The sequence below is a fragment of the Streptomyces sp. NPDC048516 genome (assembly GCF_043199875.1).
GTDB lineage: Bacteria > Actinomycetota > Actinomycetes > Streptomycetales > Streptomycetaceae > Streptomyces.
The window spans coordinates 24,724-45,021 of the sequence record NZ_JBICWS010000022.1 but is presented as its reverse complement, the minus strand read 5'-3'; the positions used below and the strand labels follow the sequence as shown (position 1 = coordinate 45,021).

Here is a 20,298-nt window from a genome sequence, read left to right as displayed (position 1 = left end):
GTGCCCGCATCCACACCAGCGGAGACATTTCCGTTGCTCTCGGCATCGTCGGCCCCATCGGCGTCATCCGCCCCGTATACGTCATCCGCCCCGTCGTGGCCCCCCTCATGGTGCCCGGCAGGCTCGGTGCCGTCCGTCTCGTCGTGGTGCCCGGCCTGCCCGCCGCGCTTCGTGCGCTGCATCGGGAAGTGGCCCTCACCGGTGGACGGAGCGTCCAGAGCCGGCAGGGGCAGCGGGCCGCCGAGCCCACGGACGAGGAGGGGATCGCTGTCGTGCACCTCGATCCGGCAGCCTGCCGGCCCCAGCTCCACCACCAGCTCGATGGGGTCCGTATCGCAGGTGTGCTTCAGGGCATTGGCCACGAGTTCGGCGGTCAGCAGCTGTGCGGTGGTGCGGTCGGCCGTGGCCCGGAGGTCCTGCATGGCGGTCCTGACCATCGCGCGGGCGATGGGGACGGCCGTCGCGCCGCGCGGCAGCGTGATGCGCCAGGTCGAGGGGGCGGGCGGTTCCAGCATGTGCTGTCCGTTCCGTTCGCAAAAGGCCGGGCCGGATACCTGAGGCCAGATGGGACACGTCCACGGTAGGAAGCGCGCGGGCGGTCGGAGCAGGGGCGAGTGACCAGGAAGGGCACGACCTAAGTCATACGGCGGCCGGGACCTTCGGCAGGTGGCGACGCGATGACGCGGTGACGCCGTGACGCGGTGACGCCGTGACGCGATGACGCCACGAGGCGATGACTCCACGAGGCGATGACTCCACGAGGGGATGAAACGGTGAAGCAATGGCGCGATGACATCCTCACGGCGCCGCCGCGCCGCTATCGCGTCCTCGTGACGACAGTCACCAACCGGTGATAACTTCGACACGGCATCCGGAACACCATCCACCCGGCCGGTAGGCCAAAGGGGGCAGGCAGCCCGATGAGCCCGTTCGCAGGATCAGCCCGCAGTACAGACGCCTGGCAACACATCCGCGTGACCAGGAAGGACGGGATCGCCACCGTCACGCTGGCGCGCCCGGACAAGCTCAATGCGCTCACCTTCGAGGCCTACGCCGACCTCCGTGATCTGCTCGCCGAGCTGTCCAGGGAGCGTTCCGTACGTGCCCTGGTGCTTGCGGGGGAGGGGCGCGGCTTCTGCTCCGGCGGCGACGTCGAGGAGATCATCGGCGCCACCCTGGGCATGGACACCGCGCAGCTCCTGGACTTCAACCGGATGACCGGTCAGGTCGTACGGGCGGTGCGGGAGTGCCCGTTCCCGGTGATCGCGGCGGTGCACGGGGTCGCGGCCGGCGCGGGCGCGGTGCTTGCGCTGGCCGCGGACTTCCGCGTCGCCGACCCGTCCGCCCGCTTCGCCTTCCTCTTCACCAAGGTCGGCCTCTCCGGCGGTGACATGGGTGCGGCCTATCTGCTGCCCCGGGTGATCGGCCTCGGCCATGCCACCCGGCTGCTGATGCTCGGCGACGCCGTCCGGGCCCCGGAGGCCGAACGGCTCGGCCTGATCAGCGAGCTGGCCGACGAGGGCCGGGCCGACGAGGCGGCCGCGGCGCTCGCCCGACGGCTCGCCGAGGGGCCCGCGCTGGCACACGCCCAGACCAAGGCGCTGCTCACCGCGGAACTCGACATGCCGCTGGCCGCCGCCGTCGAGATGGACGCCGCCACTCAGGCGCTGCTGATGAACAGCGCCGACTACGCGGAATTCCATGCCGCTTTCACGGAGAAGCGGACGCCCAAGTGGCAGGGGAAATAGCCATGCGGGTCGCCGTCATCGGCGGGGGACCGGGCGGGCTGTACGCCGCGGTCCTCCTCAAGCGCCTCGACCCCACCCGCGAGATCACCGTCTGGGAGCGCAACGCGCCCGATGACACCTTCGGCTTCGGCGTGGTGCTCTCCGACGAGACCCTGGGCGGTATCGAGCACGCCGACCCGGAGGTCTACCGTGCCCTCCAGGCGGAGTTCGTCCGCTGGGACGACATCGACATCGTGCACCGCGGCCGCACCCTGACCTCCGGCGGGCACGGCTTCGCGGCGCTGGGGCGGCGCCGGCTGCTGGCCGTGCTCCACCGGCGCTGCCGCGATCTCGGCGTCGACCTGCGCTTTCGTACCGAGGCCCCGCCCGCCGCCGAGCTGGCCCGCACGCATGACCTGGTGATCGCCGCGGACGGGGTGCACAGCGCGACCCGCACCGCCCATGCCGACGCCTTCCGCCCGCAACTGACCACCCACCGCTGCCGCTACATCTGGCTCGCCGCCGACTTCGCCTTCGACGCCTTCCGTTTCGAGATCGCCGAGACCGAGCACGGCGTCGTACAGCTTCACGCCTACCCCTTCGCCGGCCCCTCGCCCGCCCAGCAGCACCCCGCCCCGCAGCAGCACCCCGGGGCACCACCCTCCGGGACGGCGGAAGGCACCCTCGGGGCCAGCACGGTCATCGTCGAGATGCGCGAGGAGGTCTGGCGGGCGGCCGGACTCGACCGCTGTGATGAGCGCGAGTCGGCGGAGTGGTGCGCCAAGGTCTTCACCGACGCGCTGCGCGGCCGGTCGCTGCGCTCCAACAACTCCAGCTGGATCGCCTTCCGCACGGTCGTCAACGACCGCTGGTCGCACGGCAACACGGTGCTGCTCGGTGACGCCGCGCACACCGCGCACTTCTCCATCGGCTCCGGCACCAAGCTCGCCGTCGAGGACGCCCTCGCGCTGGCGGCCTGCCTCCAGGAGCAGCCCGACACCGCCGGTGCCCTGGCCGCGTACGAGCAGGAGCGCCGCCCGGTCGTCGCCTCCACCCAGCGCGCCGCCCGTGCCAGCCTCGCCTGGTTCGAGGAGCTGGCCACCTACCTCGACCAGCCGCCCCACCAATTCGCCTTCAACCTCCTCACCCGCAGCCGCCGGGTCACCCACGACAACCTGCGGCTGCGCGACCCCGGCTTCGTCGCCGCCGTCGAGCGCGAGGCGGGCACCCCGTCCGCCACGCCCCCGATGTTCACGCCGTTCCGGCTGGGGGAGCTGACCCTGCGCAACCGCGTCGTGGTCTCCCCGATGGACATGTACTCCGCCGCGGAAGGCGACGGCACCCCCGGCGACTTCCACCTCGTCCACCTCGGCGCCCGGGCGCTGGGCGGCGCCGGGCTGGTGATGACGGAGATGGTGTGTGTCAGCCCCGAGGGCCGGATCACACCGGGCTGTACGGGGCTGTATGCGCCGGAACACGAGACGGCCTGGCGCCGGGTCACCGACTTCGTCCACGCCTCCGCGCCCGGCACCGCCATCGGCGTCCAGCTCGGCCACTCAGGACGCAAGGGCTCGACCCGGCTGATGTGGGAGGGCATCGACCAGCCGCTCCAGGACGGCAACTGGCCCGTCATGGCGCCCTCCGCACTGCCCTACCGTGCCGGCGTCAACCAGGTCCCGCATGCGTTGTCCGCGGCCGAACTGCACACCGTACGCGAGCAGTTCGTCCGGTCCGCGGAGTCGGCCGCCCGGGCGGGCTTCGACCTTCTCGAACTCCACTGCGCCCATGGCTACCTGCTCTCCGGCTTCCTCTCACCGCTGACCAACCACCGCACGGACGCCTATGGCGGTGCTCTCACCGGCCGGCTTCGTTTCCCGCTGGAGGTCTTCGACGCGGTGCGCGCCGTCTGGCCGGCCGGCCGCCCGATGACGGTCCGTATCTCCGCGACCGACTGGGCGGACGGCGGCACCACCGGGGACGACGCGGTGACGATCGCGCGGGCCTTCGCCGCGCACGGCGCCGATGCCATCGATGTGTCCACCGGACAGGTCGTCCCCGACGAGCGCCCCGACTACGGCCGCTCGTACCAGACCCCGTTCGCCGACCGGATCCGCAACACCGTCGGCGTACCCGTCATCGCGGTCGGCGCGATCTCCTCCTGGGACGACGTCAACTCCCTGGTGCTGGCCGGGCGCGCGGACCTGTGCGCACTGGCCCGACCGCACCTGTACGACCCGCACTGGACGCTGCACGCCGCCGCGGAGCAGGGGTACGCGGGGCCGGGCGCCGTCTGGCCGCTGCCCTACCAGGCGGGCAGCCGCACCCCGCCCACCGGACGTACCGACGCGCCGAAGCCCCGCCTCACGCTGCGGTGACGGGGAGGCACGGGCAGCGGGGCGGGGCCGTTCCGTGGCCGGCCCGGCAGCCGGCGGGCCGGTGAGGACGGCCGGTCAGGGTGGCAGGGGCCGGGGGCCGGGGGCCGGGGGTCGGCGCGGGGCGGTCAGGACGTCGGTACGCAGGCGATCCGCGCCGAGACCACCGGCTTGCCGTGCTGTTCGACGGTGACCTCGACCTGTCGCCGGTCGCCGTCGGTGCGGTCCGTGGTGCGCGCCTCCACCCAGGTGGGCGCATCGAGTTCGGCGTAGCGCTCGAAGGCACAGTCCAACGCGGCGGGCACGGTGAAGCCGGGCGTTGCCGCCTGCGCGGCCTGCCGGGCGGCTTCGACCATCAGCATGCCGGGCGCGTGGTCCACGGGATGGTCGAAGAGCACCGGGTGCGAGGTGTCCACCCGTAGTTGCCAGCGGTCAGGGCGGTCGGTGGGGGAGAGCACCACATCGCGGTCGCGTTCCCGGGCGACCAGTTGCGGGGCGACGGCCTCCGGCAGCGGCAGCCTCCGGGAGTTGGCGAGGGCCAGGTCGCCGTATTCGCCGCGCAGCCGGCGGTAGACGGCCGGGCTGTGACAGGAGTAGAGGAGCGTCGCGGAGGCCAGGTCGGCGCCGTCGCACACGATCCGGAACTCCTGGTGGGCGCTGACCAGCCGGGTGCCGCGGTGGACCATGTCGCGGTCGGTGATGTGCAGCGTGACCTCGGCCGGCTGGTCCGTGGTGCGCAGCGCCTGCGGAGCGAGGTCATAGCGGACCCGCTGCCAGATGATCGGGTGGTCCAGCGGCAGCCGGTGCGCGACATGGCTCAGTAATATCGCGGCCTGCCGGATGGTCTCTATCACCAGCAGCGGGTCGTGCAGCCCGTGGACCGGACCGTAGAAGGTGTGGGCGCGCGGCCACTGGGCGCTGACCACCCAGCCCTCGTCGCCGCGCCGCCAGTTGGTCAGGAAGACCTCGGAGATGGCGGTGCGATGGACGTACTCGCGCGGCACGGTCGTGGTGAGGTCGGACGGTCCGGTTCCGTCGGCGAACCGGCCTCCGAGGTCGTGGGGCTGATCGCGCAAGTACGGCGTGAGTGTCGCGCCGGCCATAGGTCTTCCTTTCTGCGTACGGCTCTCAACGCCCTGACGCGCCGAGCCTCGGTGATGTGATGACAGCCCGACCATAAGATACGGACCATGTGGTTTGTTTTTCGGGCCTGGACGAGCCCTGGTCCGCCGGGGAGGCGGGGGCAGGGACGTCAGGCCGAGATCTTCACACTGCGGCCGTGCGGGTCCAGATGGCCCAGCGCGCCCGGCGACGCCAGACCCGGCAGCGTGTGCTTCCACAGGGCCGTGACGCGCTCCGGGAGGTCTGCGCGGTTGGTCGCGGCCCGCGAGAACAACTGCACCCCCATGTAGGCGGAGACGAAGAACTCGGCCGCCCGGTCCGGTGCCACGCCGGGCAGCAGCTCGCCGTTGTCCCGGGCCTCGGTGAACATCGTCGTGATGATGTCGGTCCAGGCCTGGTACGGCACGAGCGGGTCCTCGCTGAACGTCGTCTCGACCGCGATACGGGTGCCGGCCTGCAGCAAGGGGTCACTGCGCAGGGCCAGCGCCACCTGGTGGGTGAAGTCGATGGCGTCCTGCAGCCGGGACTCGCTGACTTGCGGAAGGAACGGATCGGTCTGCTCCGTTATCACCGCGCGGGCCAGTGCGTCCTTGGACGTGAAGTGGAAGTACACGGCTCCCTTGGTGACCCCGGCGCGCTGGATGATCTCGGCCATCGTGGCGGCCTGGTACCCGCGGCTGCCGATGACATGAGCCGCTGCTTCGAGGACGGCACGCCGGGTGCGCACTGCGCGTTCCTGCTTGACCACCGATCATCCTCCGTATGCTCTCTTGGAGTTGTTGTGCCTGAGTGCGACCCGCTCCCGTGGCCGTGCAGTCTATTTCCGCATCATAAAGAAGCCAACCATGCGGTATTGAATTGCGCGGAACGAGTGGGAAGTCCGAAGGGTGCGCTGAGGCGTCGCGAACCGCTGCGATGCCGTCGAGTACTACGAGCGCGAGGAGCTGTCCGATGCCCCCCACCGTCGTCCCCGCCATACCCGCCGTGCACCGCGAGGTCCGGCTCGCCGACCGGCCGGACGGTGAACTGACCACGGGTCACTTCACCATCGCCGAGGTCCCGGTGCCCGAGCCCGCGCCGGGGCAGGTGCTGGTGCGCACCCGTCTGATGGCGGTGACCGCGGCGATGCGGACGCAGATGGCCGGAATGCGGCTGCCCATGGCCTCATTTGTGCCGGGTGAGGCGCTGTGGGGCTCTGCGGTCGGTGAGGTGGTGGCGGCTCCGGACGGCGGCTTCACACCCGGCGAACTGGTCCGTCATCCGTACGGCTGGCGAGAGTTCGCGGCAGTCGAGGAGTCGCGCGTCCGGCGGCTGGCGGCGGACGAGCTGCCGACCCTCGCCGCGCATCTGTCGCAGGGCGCGACGGCCTGGGGTGCGCTGCGCCGTGCCGCGGAGGTGCGGCCGGGGGACACCGTCTTCGTCACGGGGGCAGCGGGTGGTGTGGGCAGTATGGCAGGGCAGCTGGCGCGGCGGCTGGGCGCAGGACGGGTCGTCGGCAGCACCGGCTCGGAGCGCAAGGCGGCCCGGCTGCGCGCCGAGCTGGGGTACGACGACACGATTGTGCGCGGCGCCGCGCCGATCGAGCGCCAGCTGCGCCGGGCCGCGCCGGGCGGCATCGATGTGCTGCTGGACACCGTGGGCGGCGAACAGCTCACGGCGGCGCTCGCCATGGCGCGCCCCGATGCGCGGTTCGCGCTGGTCGGCGCGCTCTCCAGCCAGCTGGGCGGGGGCGTCGGCGGCGGCGCCCCGGTGGAGCTGGACGCGGGGCTGATCATCACGCGGCGGGTGCTCCTGCGTGGCTTCGGCCTGCACGCGCATCCGGACCTGCCGCAGGAGTGGACCAAGGAGTTCGGCCAGGGCCTGCGGGAGGGCTCCCTGGTCTTCCCGCATGCCCTTCTGCAGGGGATCGAGCAGGCGCCGCAGGCGCTGTGCGAACTCACGCGGGGATGTCATATCGGGGCCGTGCTGGTCGAGTTGTGAGGCCGGGGCGCGAGAGCCGGGGCCGGGCGGGGCGGGGCGGGGCGGCGGGCGAGGCCAGGCGGCCGGTCCGGGTCAGCCGGCCGCGCTGATCTGCGTCGGTGCCGGGATGCCGACGGCGGGTACCTGTCCGGGCGCGGCCGGCAGCAGCGCCCACAGGCCGACCACGGCCTCCCGCTCCCACCACGTCCGGTCCTCGCTGCCCAGGTGGAGCAGGCCCACGACGAGTGAGGTCAACAGCTGTGCCGTGCGCCGCGGTTCGGTGTCCGACGCATGCGGTCCGACCGGACCGCCGGTCCCGCAGGTCACCGCCTTGTCGAGGAAGAGCGCGTACCAGCGCTGTTCCAGGGCGTAGATGCCGAGCCCCGGCGCGGTCTCCGGACGCAACCGCAGCCCGGCGCGCAGCACGGCGTCCGACTCCACCCGCTCGAACAGCTCGACGGTGAAGTTCCTTACGGCGGTGGCCAGTGGTTCCGGGGAGCGGGTGAAGGCGTCCTCGATCTCCTGGAGGGTCGCGAGCGCCGCGTCCCGCACCGCGAGCGTGAGGTCGTCCTTCGAGGTGAAGTGGAAGTAGAGCGCTCCTTTGCTCAGCCGGGCCCGCCGGCTGATCTCGACCATGCCCGCGGCGGGTACCCCCTTCTCCAGGAAGGTCTCTGCGGCCGAGCGGATGAGTGCCTGGCGGCTCTGGATGGCGCGATGCTGGGTGGGCACGGTGTCCGTCCCGTCTCTAGTACGGCTGCGAGCTCAATGCAGTCTACATAGAAAACCAACCATGCGGTTCTGTATGCTCCCGGTGATTGGCCGGAACTGGCGGGCCCTGACGTGAAGTCGGCGATCGACCGTTCGATCGGATCCCCGGCGGCCATTCCGGCGCCAAGCCCCCAGTCTGGCCCCCGGTAAGGGCGTTGTCGACCCGTCAGGGGCAGTAGGGGTCCATTGACAAACAGCGCAGACGGTTTTTAAATCTCCGAAGGCGGTAAGCGGGAAGGTCCCTTCCGTTGCAGCCGCCTTGACGGTCGCGTACCGCCGTTGGACAGCGGTGCGCCATGGCGAGACCGCCTCTGCCTTCACCGGTCCTCGACCGCAGGCCGCCCCACCAGCCGAGCCAGCAACGTCACCCGAGCCCCTGCACCCCCATCGGAATCCGGAAAGGTCTCCAGCCATGCGCGTAGCAACGGAAGTCGAACGTCCCGTGAGAGGTGCACGGGGCGCCGGCGGCGAGACGATCAGGGCCGCCGTCTTCGACCTGGACGGCACCCTCGCCAACACCCTGCCCCCGATCAGCAAGCTGCTGGTCAAGGTGGCCTCGGAGCAGGGGTGTTCGGTGACCGCCCGGCAGGCGGCCGCTGCCATCGGCAAGCCGCCCGGCCCCGCCTTCGGCCGGCTGCTGGGCAAGCCCGAGGACGACGGCCGGGTGCAGGCGGCCATCTCCCGCTACCGCGAGCTGTTCGCCTATGAAGTGCTGTGCCAGGGACCTCAGCTGCTCTTCCCCGGTGTGACCGCGGGGCTGTCCGCGCTGCGCGCCCATGGCGTGGAGCTGGCCGTCGCCACGTCCAAGACGACCCGCAGCGCCGAGGCGCTGCTCGACGTCATGGGCATCCGCGATCTGGTCGGCCCGGTCATCGGCCAGGACATGGTCCGGCGCGGCAAACCGCACCCGGAGATGGTGCTGCGGGTGGCCGGCCGGCTCGGTGTCGCGGCCTGGCAGAGCGCGTATGTGGGGGACACCGTGGGGGACATGAGGATGGCGGTCACCGCGCGGATGGAGCCGGTCGCGGTGACCTACGGGGTCGGTACGTTCGGTGAACTCGCCGCGGTCGCCGGCACCCGGATGTGCGGCTCGTTCAAGGACGTGGTCTCCGTGATCGCTGCTGCCCGGCCACGGCCGGCCGTGGGGGTGGGGGCCCAGCAGCGCCGCCGCTGAGGCGGCGGGTGGCGGAGCGAGGACGCTATGCGCCGGTCGTCACCTCGTGCGCGTAACGGGCCCCGGCGGCCTGCAGTGCGGCGTGCAGCCGGCTGAACACTTCCGCCGCGCGGCCCCCCGGCCAGTCCTCCGGCAGGAGGGGAGAGGGCAGCCCGGGATCCGCGTAGGGCAACTGACGCCAGGCGTCCAGCGCCAGCAGATAGTCGCGGTAGGCCGCTTCGGGGGGCACCGAGCGGCGCCGCGACCACCGCCGGAGGACGGGTTCCTGCTCGTCGAGGAAGGCGCGGTGCCGCGCGGCGATGCCGTCCAGGTCCCACCAGCGGGCCACCGCGTCGGCCGTGGGGGCGAAACCGGCGTGCTCACCGGTGAACAGGTCGACGTACGGGGACAGTTGCAGGCGTTCCAGGGTGTGCCGGGTCTCCTCGTAGAGCTGGGCGGGGGCGATCCACACACCCGGTGCCGCGGTGCCGAAACCGAGCCGCGACAGCCGGGAGCGCAGCAGATGCCGCTTGTGGCGCTCCTCCTCGGGGACGGAGAAGACGGCCAGCACCCAGCCGTCGGACAACCGGGCGGCCGGGCGGCCGAAGATCCGCCGGTCGCCGTCCTCCAGCAGTTGGCGGGCCGCGTCGGACAGCTCGTACGCGGCCGCTCCGGTGGCGGTGCGCGCGGGGACCAGCAGCCCGCGCCGCTTGAGCCTGGAGACCGCGGAGCGCACCGACGGCGGATCCACTCCGAGCGCACCGAGCAGCCGGATCAGGGCGGCGACCGGCACCGGTGCGGCGGTGCCGTCCGCCGACCCGGCCCCGCCGCGGCCGTAGGCGCCGTAGAACGTGACGATCAGGGACCGTGGGGTGCGCTGTGTTTGCTGGTCGTTCACCGGGTCACTCTAGAGGGGGTCCCGCTGGAGGTCCCGCAGCCGGAAGCGCTGGAGCTTACCGGTGGGGGTGCGCGGCAGCAAGGTGTGAAAGACGATCTCGCGCGGGCATTTGTAGGGCGCGATCCGGGTCTTGGTGAAGGCGCGGAGCGCGGCGACGGTGTCCTCCCCCCGGGAGACGCCGGGCCGCAGCACGACATGGGCCACGACCACCTGCCCGCGGTCCTCGTCGGCCCGTCCCACCACCGCCGCCTCGCTCACGTCGGGGTGGCGCAGCAGCGCGTCCTCCACCTCGGGGCCCGCGATGTTGTAGCCGGCCGAAATGATCATGTCGTCCGCGCGGGCCACATAGCGGAAGTAGCCGTCCGCTTCGCGGACATAGGTGTCCCCGGTGATGTTCCAGCCGTCCCGTACGTAGTCGGTCTGCCGGGTGTCCGCGAGATAGCGGCAGCCGGTGGGCCCCTGTACGGCGAGCAGCCCCGGTTCGCCGTCCGGCAGCGGCGTGCCGTCCGCGCCGACCACCCGCGCCCGGAAGCCGGGGACCGGAATCCCCGTCGTCCCGGGGCGGGCCGCGCCGTCGGCGGCCGAGAGGAAGATGTGCAGCAGCTCCGTGGCGCCGATGCCGTTGATGATCCGCAGACCGGTCGCCTCGTGCCAGGCCTGCCAGGTTGCGGCGGGCAGGTTCTCACCGGCCGATACGCACCGGCGCAGCGAGGAGACGTCGTGCCCGGAGAGCTTGGACAGCATGGCGCGGTAGGCGGTCGGCGCGGTGAACAGCACCGAGATCCGGTGCGCCGCGATATCGCCGAGCAGACGCTCCGGTCCGCCCCAGTCGGCGAGAAAGGCCGAGGCTCCGGCCCGCAGCGGGAAGATCACCAGCCCGCCCAGACCGAAGGTGAAGCCGAGCGGCGGGCTGCCGGCGAACACGTCGTCCGGCTCCGGACGCAGCACCTGCGCCGAGAAGGTGTCCGCGATGGCGAGCACATCGCGGTGGAAGTGCATACAGCCCTTGGGGCGGCCGGTGGTGCCGGAGGTGAAGGCGATCAGCGCCACATCGTCGGCGGAGGTCTCCACGGCCTTGTACGGCGCGCCGCCGGGCCGGGCCAGCTGCCGCAGATCATCCGGCGCGTCCCCGCCGAACGTGGTGATCCGCAGCCCCGGGATCTCGGCCTTGACCAGGTCATCGACCGAGCGGACGTCGCACAGCGCATGGCGCACCTGTGCGATCTCCGCGATGGTGGCCAGCTCCTTCGGGCGCTGCGCGGCCAGCACGGTCACCGCGACCGCGCCCGCCTTCATCACGGCGAGCCAGCAGGCCGCCAGCCAGGGCGTGGTGGGCCCGCGCAGCAGGACGCGGTTGCCCGGCAGCACCCCCAGCCGGCCGGTGAGCGCACGGGCGATCGCGTCGACCTGCGCACGCAGCTGCCCGTACGTCCAGACCGGCCCGCCCGCGTCCCGGAACGCGGGCCGGTCGGCACCGAGCCGCGCGATGGTGGCGTCCAGCAGCTCGGCGCCGCAGTTCAGCCGGTCGGGGTAGCCCAGGTCGGTGAGGTGCGGCCACTGGTCGTGGGGCGGCAGCCGGTCGCGCGCGAAGGTGTCGGTGTGGGCCGAGGACCGTAGCTCCATGGCGTATGCCCCCTAGGGCGTGTCTTACGGATCATGGCGGTGGCGGACTCGCGGGAAGGGGGCCGACGGGCGGCCGGGAGACGGCGGGGCGAGGGCGAGGGACGGTGCGGCAACCGGTCGGGGCGGTGCGGTGACCGACCGGGACGGCGCGGTTGCCTGCTCGTTCCACGGGTCGGGTACTGCCGTTCGGATCCGTCGTCAGCGTAACGTGTTCGTGACGGCAGTCAACAGACCGCGATAGAGGACCGCTACCAGGGAGCCGCCTCGTGACCGTATTCGCGCTGGGACCGGATGAGCTGGAATGGTGCGCCGAACTGCGCGCGCTGACGGCCGAACGGCTGAGTCCGCTGGCGGAGAAGGGGGAGGAGGGCCGGGTCAACCGCCCGCTGGTCGCGGCCCTGGGCGAACTGGGCCTGCTGCGCCGCCTGTTCCCCGACGGCGGCGCCCTGCGCGCCCTGGACCTGTGCCTGCTGCGGGAATCCCTCGCCCAGGAGTGCACGGAGGCGGAGACCGCACTGGCGCTCCAGGGCCTGGGGGCATATCCGATCGTGCAGTCCGGGACCGAGGCCCAGCGCGCCCGCTGGCTGCCGGAGGTGGCCGTCGGCCGCGCGGTCGCGTCGTTCGCGCTGAGTGAGCCGGGCGCGGGCTCGGACGCCGCCGCGCTGTCCCTGGCCGCCGAGCCGGACGGCCCGGACGGCTGGCGGCTCACCGGCGAGAAGTGCTGGATCTCCAACGCCCCCGAGGCGGACTTCGCCACCGTCTTCGCCCGCACCGGAGGCGGGGCGGGCGCGCGCGGCGTGACGGCCTTCCTCGTGCCGGCCGGCCGTCCGGGCCTGACCGGCGCGCACCTGGACATGCTCAGCCCGCACCCGATCGGCACGTTCCAGTTCGACGGCACGCCCGTGACCAGGGCGGATGTCCTGGGCGAGGTGGACGGCGGCTTCGCCGTCGCGATGGCCACCCTGAACCTCTTCCGGCCGAGCGTCGGCGCCTTCGCGGTCGGCATGGCGCAGGCCGCGCTGGACGCGGCGCTGGCGCACGCGGGCGTGCGCACCGCGTTCGGCGGCCCGCTCAGGGACCTGCAGTCCGTCGGTCACCAGCTCGCCGAGATGGCCACCCGGGTCGAGTCCGCCCGCCTCCTGGTGTACGCGGCCGCCTCCGCGTACGACACCGGAGCCCCGGACATCGCCCGCCGCTCGGCCATGGCCAAGCTGCTCGCGACCGAGACCGCCCAGTACGTCGTCGACGCCGCCGTCCAGATCCACGGCGCCCGTGCGCTGCGCCGCGGCCACCTGCTGGAACACCTCTACCGCGAGGTCCGTGCCCCCCGCATCTACGAGGGCGCCACGGAGGTGCAGCGCTCGATCATCGCCAAGGAGCTGTACCGCAAGCGGCCCTGAACTCCCGTGTGGTTCCGGGGCGTTGCGCGAACCGAGGAGTAACGCATCTCAGTGCGGGCCTACCGCCCCCGGCCCAGCCGGGGGCGGGCGCGCGGACGCCGGAGCCCGGCCGACGGGCGGTTGTCAGTACCGGATGGCAGGCTGAATCCAGAGGATCCGCGAAGGGAATCATCATGATCACTACTGACTTCGTCCCCGGCTCCCCGTGCTGGCTCGACCTCGGCGCCCCCGATGTCGAGGTCGCAACGGCCTTCTACCGGGCCGTGTTCGGCTGGCGGTCCGAACCCCATGGTGATCAGGACGCGGGCGGATACACGCTCTTCCGGCTCGACGGAACGGCGGTCGGCGCGGTCGGCCCGCTCCCCGAGGAGGGTGCCCGCTCCGCCTGGACGCTCTACTTCCACACCCCCGACGCCGAGGCCACGGCCAAGGCGGTGGAGCAGGCGGGCGGCTCGGTCCGCTCGGCGCCCGCCCCGGTCGGTGCGGACGACGGCAGGTTCGCCCGGCTCGCCGACCCGCAGGGCGCGGAGTTCGCCGTCTGGCAGCCGGTGCGCTACCCGGGCATCGAAACCGCGGACGGTGCCGGCAGCCTGTGCTGGACGGAGCTGTACACCACCGATCCGGCCGCCGCGCAGACCTTCTACACCACGGTCTTCGGCTGGAGCACCCAGGACATGCCGCTCCCCGGCGGTGGCGGCATCTACACCCTTCTCACCCCCGCGGGATGCGGCGAGGACCGGATGCACGGCGGCCTCATGGGCGTGCCCGCCGATCTGCTCGGGCCCGGCGGAAAGCCGTACTGGCACCCGGTGTTCGGCTCCAAGGACTGCGACGCCACCGTCGGCCTGGTGACGGGCAACGGCGGCACACTCTCCATGGGCCCGGAAACCGCCGCGGGCGTCGGCCGGCTGGCCGTCTGCAACGACTCCTCGGGCGCGGAGTTCGTGGTGCTCACCCCTGAGGGGGACCTGGGTTCCGGGGCCCTGTGACGTGCACGATGCACCTCGTGGGGGAAGGCGGTTGCGCTCGGTACCCGGCTGGAATGGGTACCGAGCACGCGAGGGAGAGCCCTCAGCGCCGGAACCGACGCGCTACACCGATCGCCACTCCCAGCGCGACACCGACGCCGATGCCGAGGCCGAGGTTGTCAAAGACCAGCAGTCCGAGTCCGACTCCGGCCAGCAGGCCGAAGGAGATGCTGAGCGCGAGAACCGCGTCAGGAGACGGGGTGCGCTGTTCCTCGTTGTGTGTCATGGGACCATTGTGCGGCAAACGGGCAGGCCATGATCCCCCGATGGTCGCCGCAGGCCGGACCGGTCAACGGCACCACCAATCGCGGTTCTCCCGGTACCAGGCCACCGTTTCCGCCAGCCCCTCGTCGAATGCATGATGCGGCTCGTACCCCAACTCGGTGCGGATCTTTGACCAGCCGACCGAGTAACGCAGATCGTGGCCCTTGCGGTCCGCCACATGGTCGACGCTGTCCCAGTCCGCGTCGCATGCGGTGAGGAGCCGGTCGGTGAGCTGCCTGTTGGTGAGTTCCGTGCCACCGCCGACGTTGTAGACCTCCCCGGCCCGGCCGCCTTCCAGAACAAGCCGGATGGCGCGGCAGTGGTCTTTCACATGCAGCCAGTCACGGACCTGGCTGCCATCTCCGTAGAGCGGCACCTGGCGCCCTTCCAGGAGGCGGGTGACGAACAGCGGAATGATTGGTCTGCTCACTGCGAAGCCGTGTCAGGTGCTGGAGAGTTCGTGATGCCAAGCGATCTCGCTCGGCCACCTGTATGGCATGCCAGGTAGATTGTTCGTCTGCCGCCTGGCCGGACGGCGCCGCTGACGGTCCTGCCCGCCGAATCCGGTGGCGGGGCCGTCAGCGGGTCACGTTCAGTGGACGAGTTGGATCTCAGTGTGCGTACCGGCAGCGTCTACGCCCGGATAGAGGCTGACCGCCCCGCTCGCCCACCGCACCATGATGTCGTTGGCCCGGTCGTTGGCGGCGAAGGCACCGGCGGCTACCACCGTCGCGTTCTTCCAGAAGGACATCCGTGGGCGGACGCTGATGTCGCCGTGGAAGCCATCGGCATCGACGCCTGGATAGATGCTGGCGGCACCGTCCGACCACCGGACGAGCAGGTCCGCCGTCTTCTTACCGGTGAACTCGCCCGCAGTGATCTGATCCGCTTCCTTCCAGGCTGTGTTCGCCTTCATCAGTGTCTTCTCGGCATTCAGACCATTGGTGGCGAGATCGCTGTTGAGCGTGACCCGGCCGTTGTCCCAGGTCACGATCATGTCGTCGCGCTGGGCGTTGGCCGTGTATCGGCCCATGGCGATCTGCCGGGCGTGCGGCCATTTGTCGTTCTTCGGCTTGGCGAGCTGCTTCTCCGCGTGGAAGCCGCTCTTGTCGACGTGGGCGTACTGCGTCAGCTCCCCGTCGCCCCAGCGCACGGTCAGCCCGTCCGTGCCGCCCCCGAAGCCCGCACCGGTGAACTGCTTGGCGTACTGCCAGATGCTCGTCTTGCCCGGCTTCGGCGGTGCCGCCAGCTGGTACTCGGTGGAGAAGGGGCCTCGGCCGTCCCTCTCGTCGGAGCCCTGGTAAAGGGTGACCTCCGCGTCGGTCCAGCGCACGATCATGTCCATGTCCCGGGTACCGCCGGCCGAGCCGCCGGTGAAGTACCCCGTGGCGATGTGGGTCGCCTTCGCCCACGGTGCGCCGGCGAAGGCCGGACGGTATCGGACGTTCTGCACCCAGGAGTTCAGGTTGTCCACGCGGGTGCTGGTCGCGTCCCTGCGCGTCTCAGCCGCGTCGACGCCGAAGCAGCCCGCCTGCCAGGATGTGCTGTTGAGGGCGACCAGCTGCGGTCGTCCTGACACCGTCCGGAAAGCGGGGCCGCCGGTGTCGCCCGCGCAGATGGCGGCATTGGCGGGATCCGCCCCGCCGATCTTCAACGAGGTGGTGTCCGCCGCCTTCACGGTGAACTCGGCGGAGTGCAGGCGCTCGGGTGCCCATTCGTCCTCGGTGCGCCCGTAGCCAGTGACCCGCAACGTCTCGCCCTGCGCGGCGGGATCGGCTGCGACCGTCGCCGGTGTGATCCCGGTGACCGGCTTGGCCAGTCTCGCCATGACGACATCCCGGTCCGCGTGGGGCACGAGTTCCACGATGTCCGCGATCTGCCCCTTGTCGCCACTCATGTCGGTACGGCCGACGGTGGCGACGGTCTTCAGCTTCGGGGCGCCGGGCTCGACTTTGGTGCTCTGATCGGGCCGGTCGGCGAAACACCGGGCGGCGGTTATCACCCATTGCGGGTCGACCAGCGCTCCGGTGCAGCTGCGCTGGCCACCGATGTCGAGCTGCGCGGTGAAGGCGAAATCACCGTCCTTGACCGCCGGGCCGACCACGGCGTGGGCCGGTGCGGCGGTGAGCAGACCTGCCGCGACGCCGGTGGTGAGGACTCCGGTTAACCACGCCAGGCGTGGCTTCCTGCCGAACACCTGTGTCTCCCCCGGGAGTTGTGGGAATGCAGCGAGAGCTGCTGGACGGGCAGCGGTGAGCCGCGCCTGCTTTCGTCGGACCGGTGCTGGGGGGCGTCACTCACCTGGTGGCGACGAGTTCCAGCAGGGTGTGGTCACGGTGGGTGGGGTCCGCGGTCTCGCCCACCGGGGTCCAGGCGTTCTTCGTGATGTCGAAGGACGCCTCGCGGTTGTTCACCGTCATGTTGGCGCGGAGCTTGTAGTCGTTGCCCTTGATGCCGTAGACCCGTGGGAGCTCCATGCTCAGGTAGCCCTTCTTCCCGGTGACGCGGAAGCAGAACTTCCCCAAGTCGCGGGTGGACACCTCGACCAGACCGGGACGGCTGTCGCAGGTGGCGAGCACGATGTGCCCGTCACCGCGCTTGAGGAGGATGCCCTTCTCCTTGAAGATCTTGTCGGCCTGCGGATAGGTGAAGTCTTCGACCGCCGACGGTTCCGTCGTGGTTCCCGGGTCGTCCGGCTGGTCCGCGGCCGCTGCCACGGCTGCGCCGTGCAGCACCGCGGCAGCGGCCACAATGCCGGCGGCCAGCAGTCGGCAGGCGGCCAACACCGCCACTTCCGCGGCCCGCACAGCCGCGAACGCCGCGTCCGCCGCGGCCTCGGCCGCCGCCGCCGCCGGGCAGGCGGCGTCGCGTGCCTACCAGTCGGCGAACTCCGCGGCCCAGGACGCGAGCCAGGCGTCGACCGCCCGGAAGGCGGCCCAGGACGCCCGTGCCGCCGCGGCCGGCGCACGCACCGCCGCGGATGCCGCGCTCAACGCGATGAAGGCCGTTTTCAACGCCGTCAACTCCGCGCAGTCGGCGGCCAGCGCCGGTACCCACGCGGCAGCGGCAGCGACGGCGGCGGCCGAGGCAGGGACCTATTCGGCGACGGCGGGTGCGGAGGCACACCGCGCAGCGGTGGCCGCGGCCAGAGCCCGCCGGGCAGCGGCCACCGCGACCCGGGCCGCCAATGCAGCCGAAACGCTGGCCAATACAGCCGCTGCTGCGGCGAAGGAAGCCCACAGCGCCGCAGACAGCGCCGCCAAGCACGCCGACGCGGCCGCCGACGCGGCCGCCGACGCGGCCGAGGACGCCGCACAACACGCCGGCCAGGCCAACCGGTGGGCGGACAAGGCCAAGAAGTGCGCCACCGCGGCGATCAGCGCGGCCAACGACGCCGGCAAGGCGGCGCAACAGGCCCGCACCGTCGAGCAGACCGCGGTAAGGCCGAAGCCGCCCAGTTGGACGCCGACAAGGAACAGGCCATCCAGTCCGCCGAGGACGCCAAGGACAAGGACAAGGAGCAGGACGAGGACCTCTCCTGGGAGCGGGCCGAATCGGCCCGGCAGGACAAGGAAACCGAACAACTCCTCACCGAGGCGACCGCGAAGGACGCGGACACCGGTACGGCTGTCGCCAAGGGCCGCCGGGCCGCCATGCGGCTGATGGTCGCCGGGGGGCCCTGGACGCAGCAGGCCGCGGCGGATGCGCTGTCCGGTACCGGCGCCGACGTTCAGCAGTGGCTGCTCACCGGCCGCAGGACCGCGGCGGAGCAGGACGATCGCGCCAGGGTCGGTCACCTGGCGGACTCCGACAGGCCGAATCTGAAGAGAGCGGCACTGGCCGCCCTGTCCGGATCGCCGGCCGAGATAGAAGAGTTCCTCACCACGGGTCAGCACACGGCACAGGCTGACGACTACCGTGTCGAGATCCTGCGGCTGATGAAGGACGGCGGGCCCTCGGTCAATGAGCGGGGCAGCGCAGCCATCGATGCCGGGACCGCCGACCGGCTGCGGGAGTTCCTCGACGTAGGCCAGTACGCGGCTCGCGAGGTGGACGACCGTGCCGAAACCTTACGGATCATGCACCAGGGCGGTGCTCGTGTGAAGGCCGCTGCCGAGGTCGCGCTGGCCGGTCCGCCGTCCATGCTGCGGGACTTCGTCGGCGTTGCCCACTTCAAGGCGGCCAAGCAGGATTTCGACGCCGCGGTCCACGTGGCGGAGGTCAACCGCCTCGTCGCCAACGCGCAGCGCTCCGCCGCGACGGCCAAGAAGAATGCCGCGCAAGCAGCCGAAGCCGAAGCCAGGGCCCGGCACGCGGCGGACGAGGCGAACAAGTACGCCAAGCAGGCACGGGACTCGGCCACCGAGGCCCAGGGGTATGCCGACGACGCGAAGAAGTCGGCGCACGACGCCGATGTGTCCGCCGAAAGCGCCGCCGACTCCGCCCGCCAGGCCAAGCAGGCTGCCGCATCCGCGGGCAGAGCGGCAGTTGCCGCCACCGCTTCCGCCAACCGGGCATCGTCGTCCGCGGCTCAGGCCCGCACATACGCGGACCTGGCCTACGCCTCCGCGGAGTCGGCCCGCAAGTCCGCCCTCGACGCTAACAAGGACGCCGCCGAAGCGGCCAAGGCCGCCACTGAAGCCGTCGAAATCGCGGCCGAGAAGTGGCGCAAGGAAGACGCGGAACGGCGCAAAGACACCTCCGAGCCTTCCGGCGGCAAGGGCGCCGGGACCGTGGACACCCTCAAGGACTATGAGAACGGCTCGGCACTGCTGTCCTTCGACGGCACCTGCTACCTCAATGGCGTCCCGCTCCCCGACAAGCTGGGCGTCGGCTCCTGCGAGGCGCTGGCTGCGGACTTCGACAGGTGGATGGGGGACAACGCCGACCACCTCAGGATGGACACCTTCAAGGACCGCGACGACGCGGCCGCGATGCTCCTGGCCGGGTACTGCTCGTGGACGAGCAACAGCATCTTCTCCGACGCGGGCAACAGCGACAAATGCGGCCCGGAACTGATGAAGCAGCTCCAGAACACCCCGGCCGTCGAGCCATACCTGGAAAACGGCATCGGGTCCGGACTGGCCAAACTGTTCAAGCCGCTCGGCAGGAAGCTCGGTTGGAAATGGCTGGGAGGGCTCTCGCGCCCGTTGAACCAGCTGGCGCACAACAGGTACCTTCACGAGGCTTACAAGGACATCCTTTGGGCCGAGATGCAGAAGCCGCAGGTGGGCAACGAGAAACTGCAAGAGTCCATAGATAAGCTGTGGCGCAAGAACGCCGTTATCGGCAATGGGAGCACCGCAGCCGCCGTCCGGTTCACCAAGCTCACAGGGAAACTCGTGGGCGATTCGGACCATATAGATAAGGCTGAGCAAGCCATCGTGTTCCTAGGCAGATGGCTCAGGAATAATCCCGAGGCAGCGGCATCCGACCGCCATGCCGCGGAAAATGTGATCCGTGATCTGCAGAATTCTTTGGAGGGCAAGCCCTGATGTCCACACCTACCTGGTGGAGTGAACTGCTCGGCGCGAGCCAGGTGCTCGCCGAGAGTGACCGCGAGGAAGTCCGTGAGTGGCGGAACAAACCGGATGGTGAGGATCTGGTTGTTCCCACGGAGCGGGACGAGGATGACGTTCCGCCACTGACCGCACGCCTGGGTTTGCTCGCCGGCGCGTTCTGTAAAAATGTTCCCGCGATGCCCTCGGAGGAACGCAGGAGAGTCCTCGGAGTCCTGGAACGCATCATGGCCACCGAGAGCCACGAGGACCGCACGGCGGTGGGAACCGGTTTCCTCGAACCGCTGCTGATGGCTTGGGACGAAGGCTTTGATCTTCGCCTGATCTGGGGCGAACTGGGTCGGGAATCCCGTTCTTTCTGCCTGGCACTCAACGAGTTCTGGGGCGTTAAATCGCCCGACTGGATGCGCGGGGAGTAGCCCACCGCGCAAGGGAATGACCCCTTCATCGGCGGCGGGAGCCCTT

Annotated in this window: 18 protein-coding genes and 1 pseudogene; 8 read left to right on the top strand and 11 right to left on the bottom strand. The window is 71.1% G+C overall.

Going from position 1 to position 20,298, the window contains the following annotated elements:
- The coding region (locus ACGFR7_RS31795; protein WP_393325833.1) for an ATP-binding protein at nucleotides 1-515 on the bottom strand (515 nt) is incomplete at its 3' end.
- A 405-nt stretch (nucleotides 516-920) separates the two neighbouring features.
- Here ACGFR7_RS31795 and ACGFR7_RS31790 point away from each other — a divergent pair.
- Nucleotides 921-1,748 (top strand): enoyl-CoA hydratase family protein, encoded by an 828-nt coding sequence (locus ACGFR7_RS31790; RefSeq protein WP_311624555.1) that lies wholly within the window; start codon nucleotides 921-923, stop codon nucleotides 1,746-1,748.
- Between the two features lie 2 nt (nucleotides 1,749-1,750).
- Nucleotides 1,751-4,102 (top strand): oxidoreductase, encoded by a 2,352-nt coding sequence (locus ACGFR7_RS31785; protein WP_393325914.1) that lies wholly within the window; start codon nucleotides 1,751-1,753, stop codon nucleotides 4,100-4,102.
- Between the two features lie 125 nt (nucleotides 4,103-4,227).
- On the opposite strand, the gene ACGFR7_RS31780 is transcribed toward ACGFR7_RS31785, so the two are convergent.
- Entirely contained in the window at nucleotides 4,228-5,202 is a 975-nt protein-coding gene (locus ACGFR7_RS31780) for a ScbA/BarX family gamma-butyrolactone biosynthesis protein (RefSeq protein ID WP_393325831.1), read from the bottom strand.
- A 149-nt stretch (nucleotides 5,203-5,351) separates the two neighbouring features.
- Nucleotides 5,352-5,969, bottom strand: coding sequence for a ScbR family autoregulator-binding transcription factor (locus ACGFR7_RS31775; RefSeq protein WP_393325829.1), 618 nt, complete (start codon nucleotides 5,967-5,969; stop codon nucleotides 5,352-5,354).
- Between the two features lie 203 nt (nucleotides 5,970-6,172).
- Between ACGFR7_RS31775 and ACGFR7_RS31770 the strand changes: the two genes are divergently transcribed.
- Nucleotides 6,173-7,201, top strand: a complete 1,029-nt coding sequence (locus ACGFR7_RS31770; protein WP_393325827.1) for an MDR family NADP-dependent oxidoreductase — start codon at nucleotides 6,173-6,175, stop codon at nucleotides 7,199-7,201.
- Between the two features lie 72 nt (nucleotides 7,202-7,273).
- Here the strand turns inward: ACGFR7_RS31770 and ACGFR7_RS31765 are convergent, their stop codons facing one another.
- Entirely contained in the window at nucleotides 7,274-7,909 is a 636-nt protein-coding gene (locus ACGFR7_RS31765; protein WP_393325825.1) for a TetR family transcriptional regulator, read from the bottom strand.
- A gap of 481 nt (nucleotides 7,910-8,390) precedes the next feature.
- Here ACGFR7_RS31765 and ACGFR7_RS31760 point away from each other — a divergent pair, with 481 nt between their 5' ends.
- Nucleotides 8,391-9,122, top strand: a complete 732-nt coding sequence (locus tag ACGFR7_RS31760; RefSeq protein ID WP_393325823.1) for an HAD family hydrolase — start codon at nucleotides 8,391-8,393, stop codon at nucleotides 9,120-9,122.
- A 25-nt stretch (nucleotides 9,123-9,147) separates the two neighbouring features.
- Here ACGFR7_RS31760 and ACGFR7_RS31755 read toward each other — a convergent pair whose 3' ends face one another.
- Together ACGFR7_RS31755 and ACGFR7_RS31750 are read right to left on the bottom strand one after the other, a co-directional pair.
- The gene (locus ACGFR7_RS31755) at nucleotides 9,148-9,999 is read right to left on the bottom strand and encodes a PaaX family transcriptional regulator C-terminal domain-containing protein (RefSeq protein ID WP_393325821.1); all 852 of its coding nucleotides are present in this window, start codon (nucleotides 9,997-9,999) and stop codon (nucleotides 9,148-9,150) included.
- Between the two features lie 9 nt (nucleotides 10,000-10,008).
- Nucleotides 10,009-11,622 (bottom strand): AMP-binding protein, encoded by a 1,614-nt coding sequence (locus ACGFR7_RS31750; RefSeq protein ID WP_393325819.1) that lies wholly within the window; start codon nucleotides 11,620-11,622, stop codon nucleotides 10,009-10,011.
- Between the two features lie 266 nt (nucleotides 11,623-11,888).
- Here ACGFR7_RS31750 and ACGFR7_RS31745 point away from each other — a divergent pair, with 266 nt between their 5' ends.
- Both ACGFR7_RS31745 and ACGFR7_RS31740 read left to right on the top strand, forming a co-directional pair.
- A complete protein-coding gene (locus tag ACGFR7_RS31745) occupies nucleotides 11,889-13,022 on the top strand; it encodes an acyl-CoA dehydrogenase family protein (RefSeq protein WP_393325817.1) in 1,134 nt (377 codons plus the stop codon).
- 173 nt (nucleotides 13,023-13,195) lie between these two features.
- Nucleotides 13,196-14,011, top strand: coding sequence for a VOC family protein (locus ACGFR7_RS31740; protein ID WP_393325815.1), 816 nt, complete (start codon nucleotides 13,196-13,198; stop codon nucleotides 14,009-14,011).
- Between the two features lie 82 nt (nucleotides 14,012-14,093).
- On the opposite strand, the gene ACGFR7_RS31735 is transcribed toward ACGFR7_RS31740, so the two are convergent.
- The 5 genes and pseudogenes from ACGFR7_RS31735 to ACGFR7_RS31715 form a co-directional block, all read right to left on the bottom strand.
- Nucleotides 14,094-14,276: a hypothetical protein gene (locus ACGFR7_RS31735; protein WP_393325814.1), complete on the bottom strand. Its 183-nt coding sequence runs from the start codon at nucleotides 14,274-14,276 to the stop codon at nucleotides 14,094-14,096.
- Between the two features lie 63 nt (nucleotides 14,277-14,339).
- Nucleotides 14,340-14,732 (bottom strand): annotated as a pseudogene (locus tag ACGFR7_RS31730) (GDP-mannose 4,6-dehydratase); the annotation flags it as partial.
- A 174-nt stretch (nucleotides 14,733-14,906) separates the two neighbouring features.
- Nucleotides 14,907-16,511 carry a S1 family peptidase gene (locus ACGFR7_RS31725; protein WP_393325812.1) on the bottom strand — a complete coding sequence of 535 codons (1,605 nt, stop codon included), beginning with the start codon at nucleotides 16,509-16,511 and terminating at the stop codon, nucleotides 14,907-14,909.
- A gap of 100 nt (nucleotides 16,512-16,611) precedes the next feature.
- Nucleotides 16,612-17,100, bottom strand: coding sequence for a hypothetical protein (locus ACGFR7_RS31720; protein WP_393325810.1), 489 nt, complete (start codon nucleotides 17,098-17,100; stop codon nucleotides 16,612-16,614).
- An 87-nt stretch (nucleotides 17,101-17,187) separates the two neighbouring features.
- On the bottom strand, nucleotides 17,188-17,328 hold the full coding sequence (locus tag ACGFR7_RS31715) for a hypothetical protein (RefSeq protein ID WP_393325809.1): 141 nt from the start codon (nucleotides 17,326-17,328) through the stop codon (nucleotides 17,188-17,190).
- A gap of 444 nt (nucleotides 17,329-17,772) precedes the next feature.
- Here ACGFR7_RS31715 and ACGFR7_RS31710 point away from each other — a divergent pair, with 444 nt between their 5' ends.
- Nucleotides 17,773-19,809 carry a hypothetical protein gene (locus ACGFR7_RS31710; RefSeq protein ID WP_393325807.1) on the top strand — a complete coding sequence of 679 codons (2,037 nt, stop codon included), beginning with the start codon at nucleotides 17,773-17,775 and terminating at the stop codon, nucleotides 19,807-19,809.
- Entirely contained in the window at nucleotides 19,809-20,252 is a 444-nt protein-coding gene (locus ACGFR7_RS31705) for a hypothetical protein (RefSeq protein ID WP_359008322.1), read from the top strand. Before ACGFR7_RS31710 ends, ACGFR7_RS31705 begins: the two co-directional genes overlap by 1 nt.
- Nucleotides 20,253-20,298 lie beyond the last annotated feature (46 nt).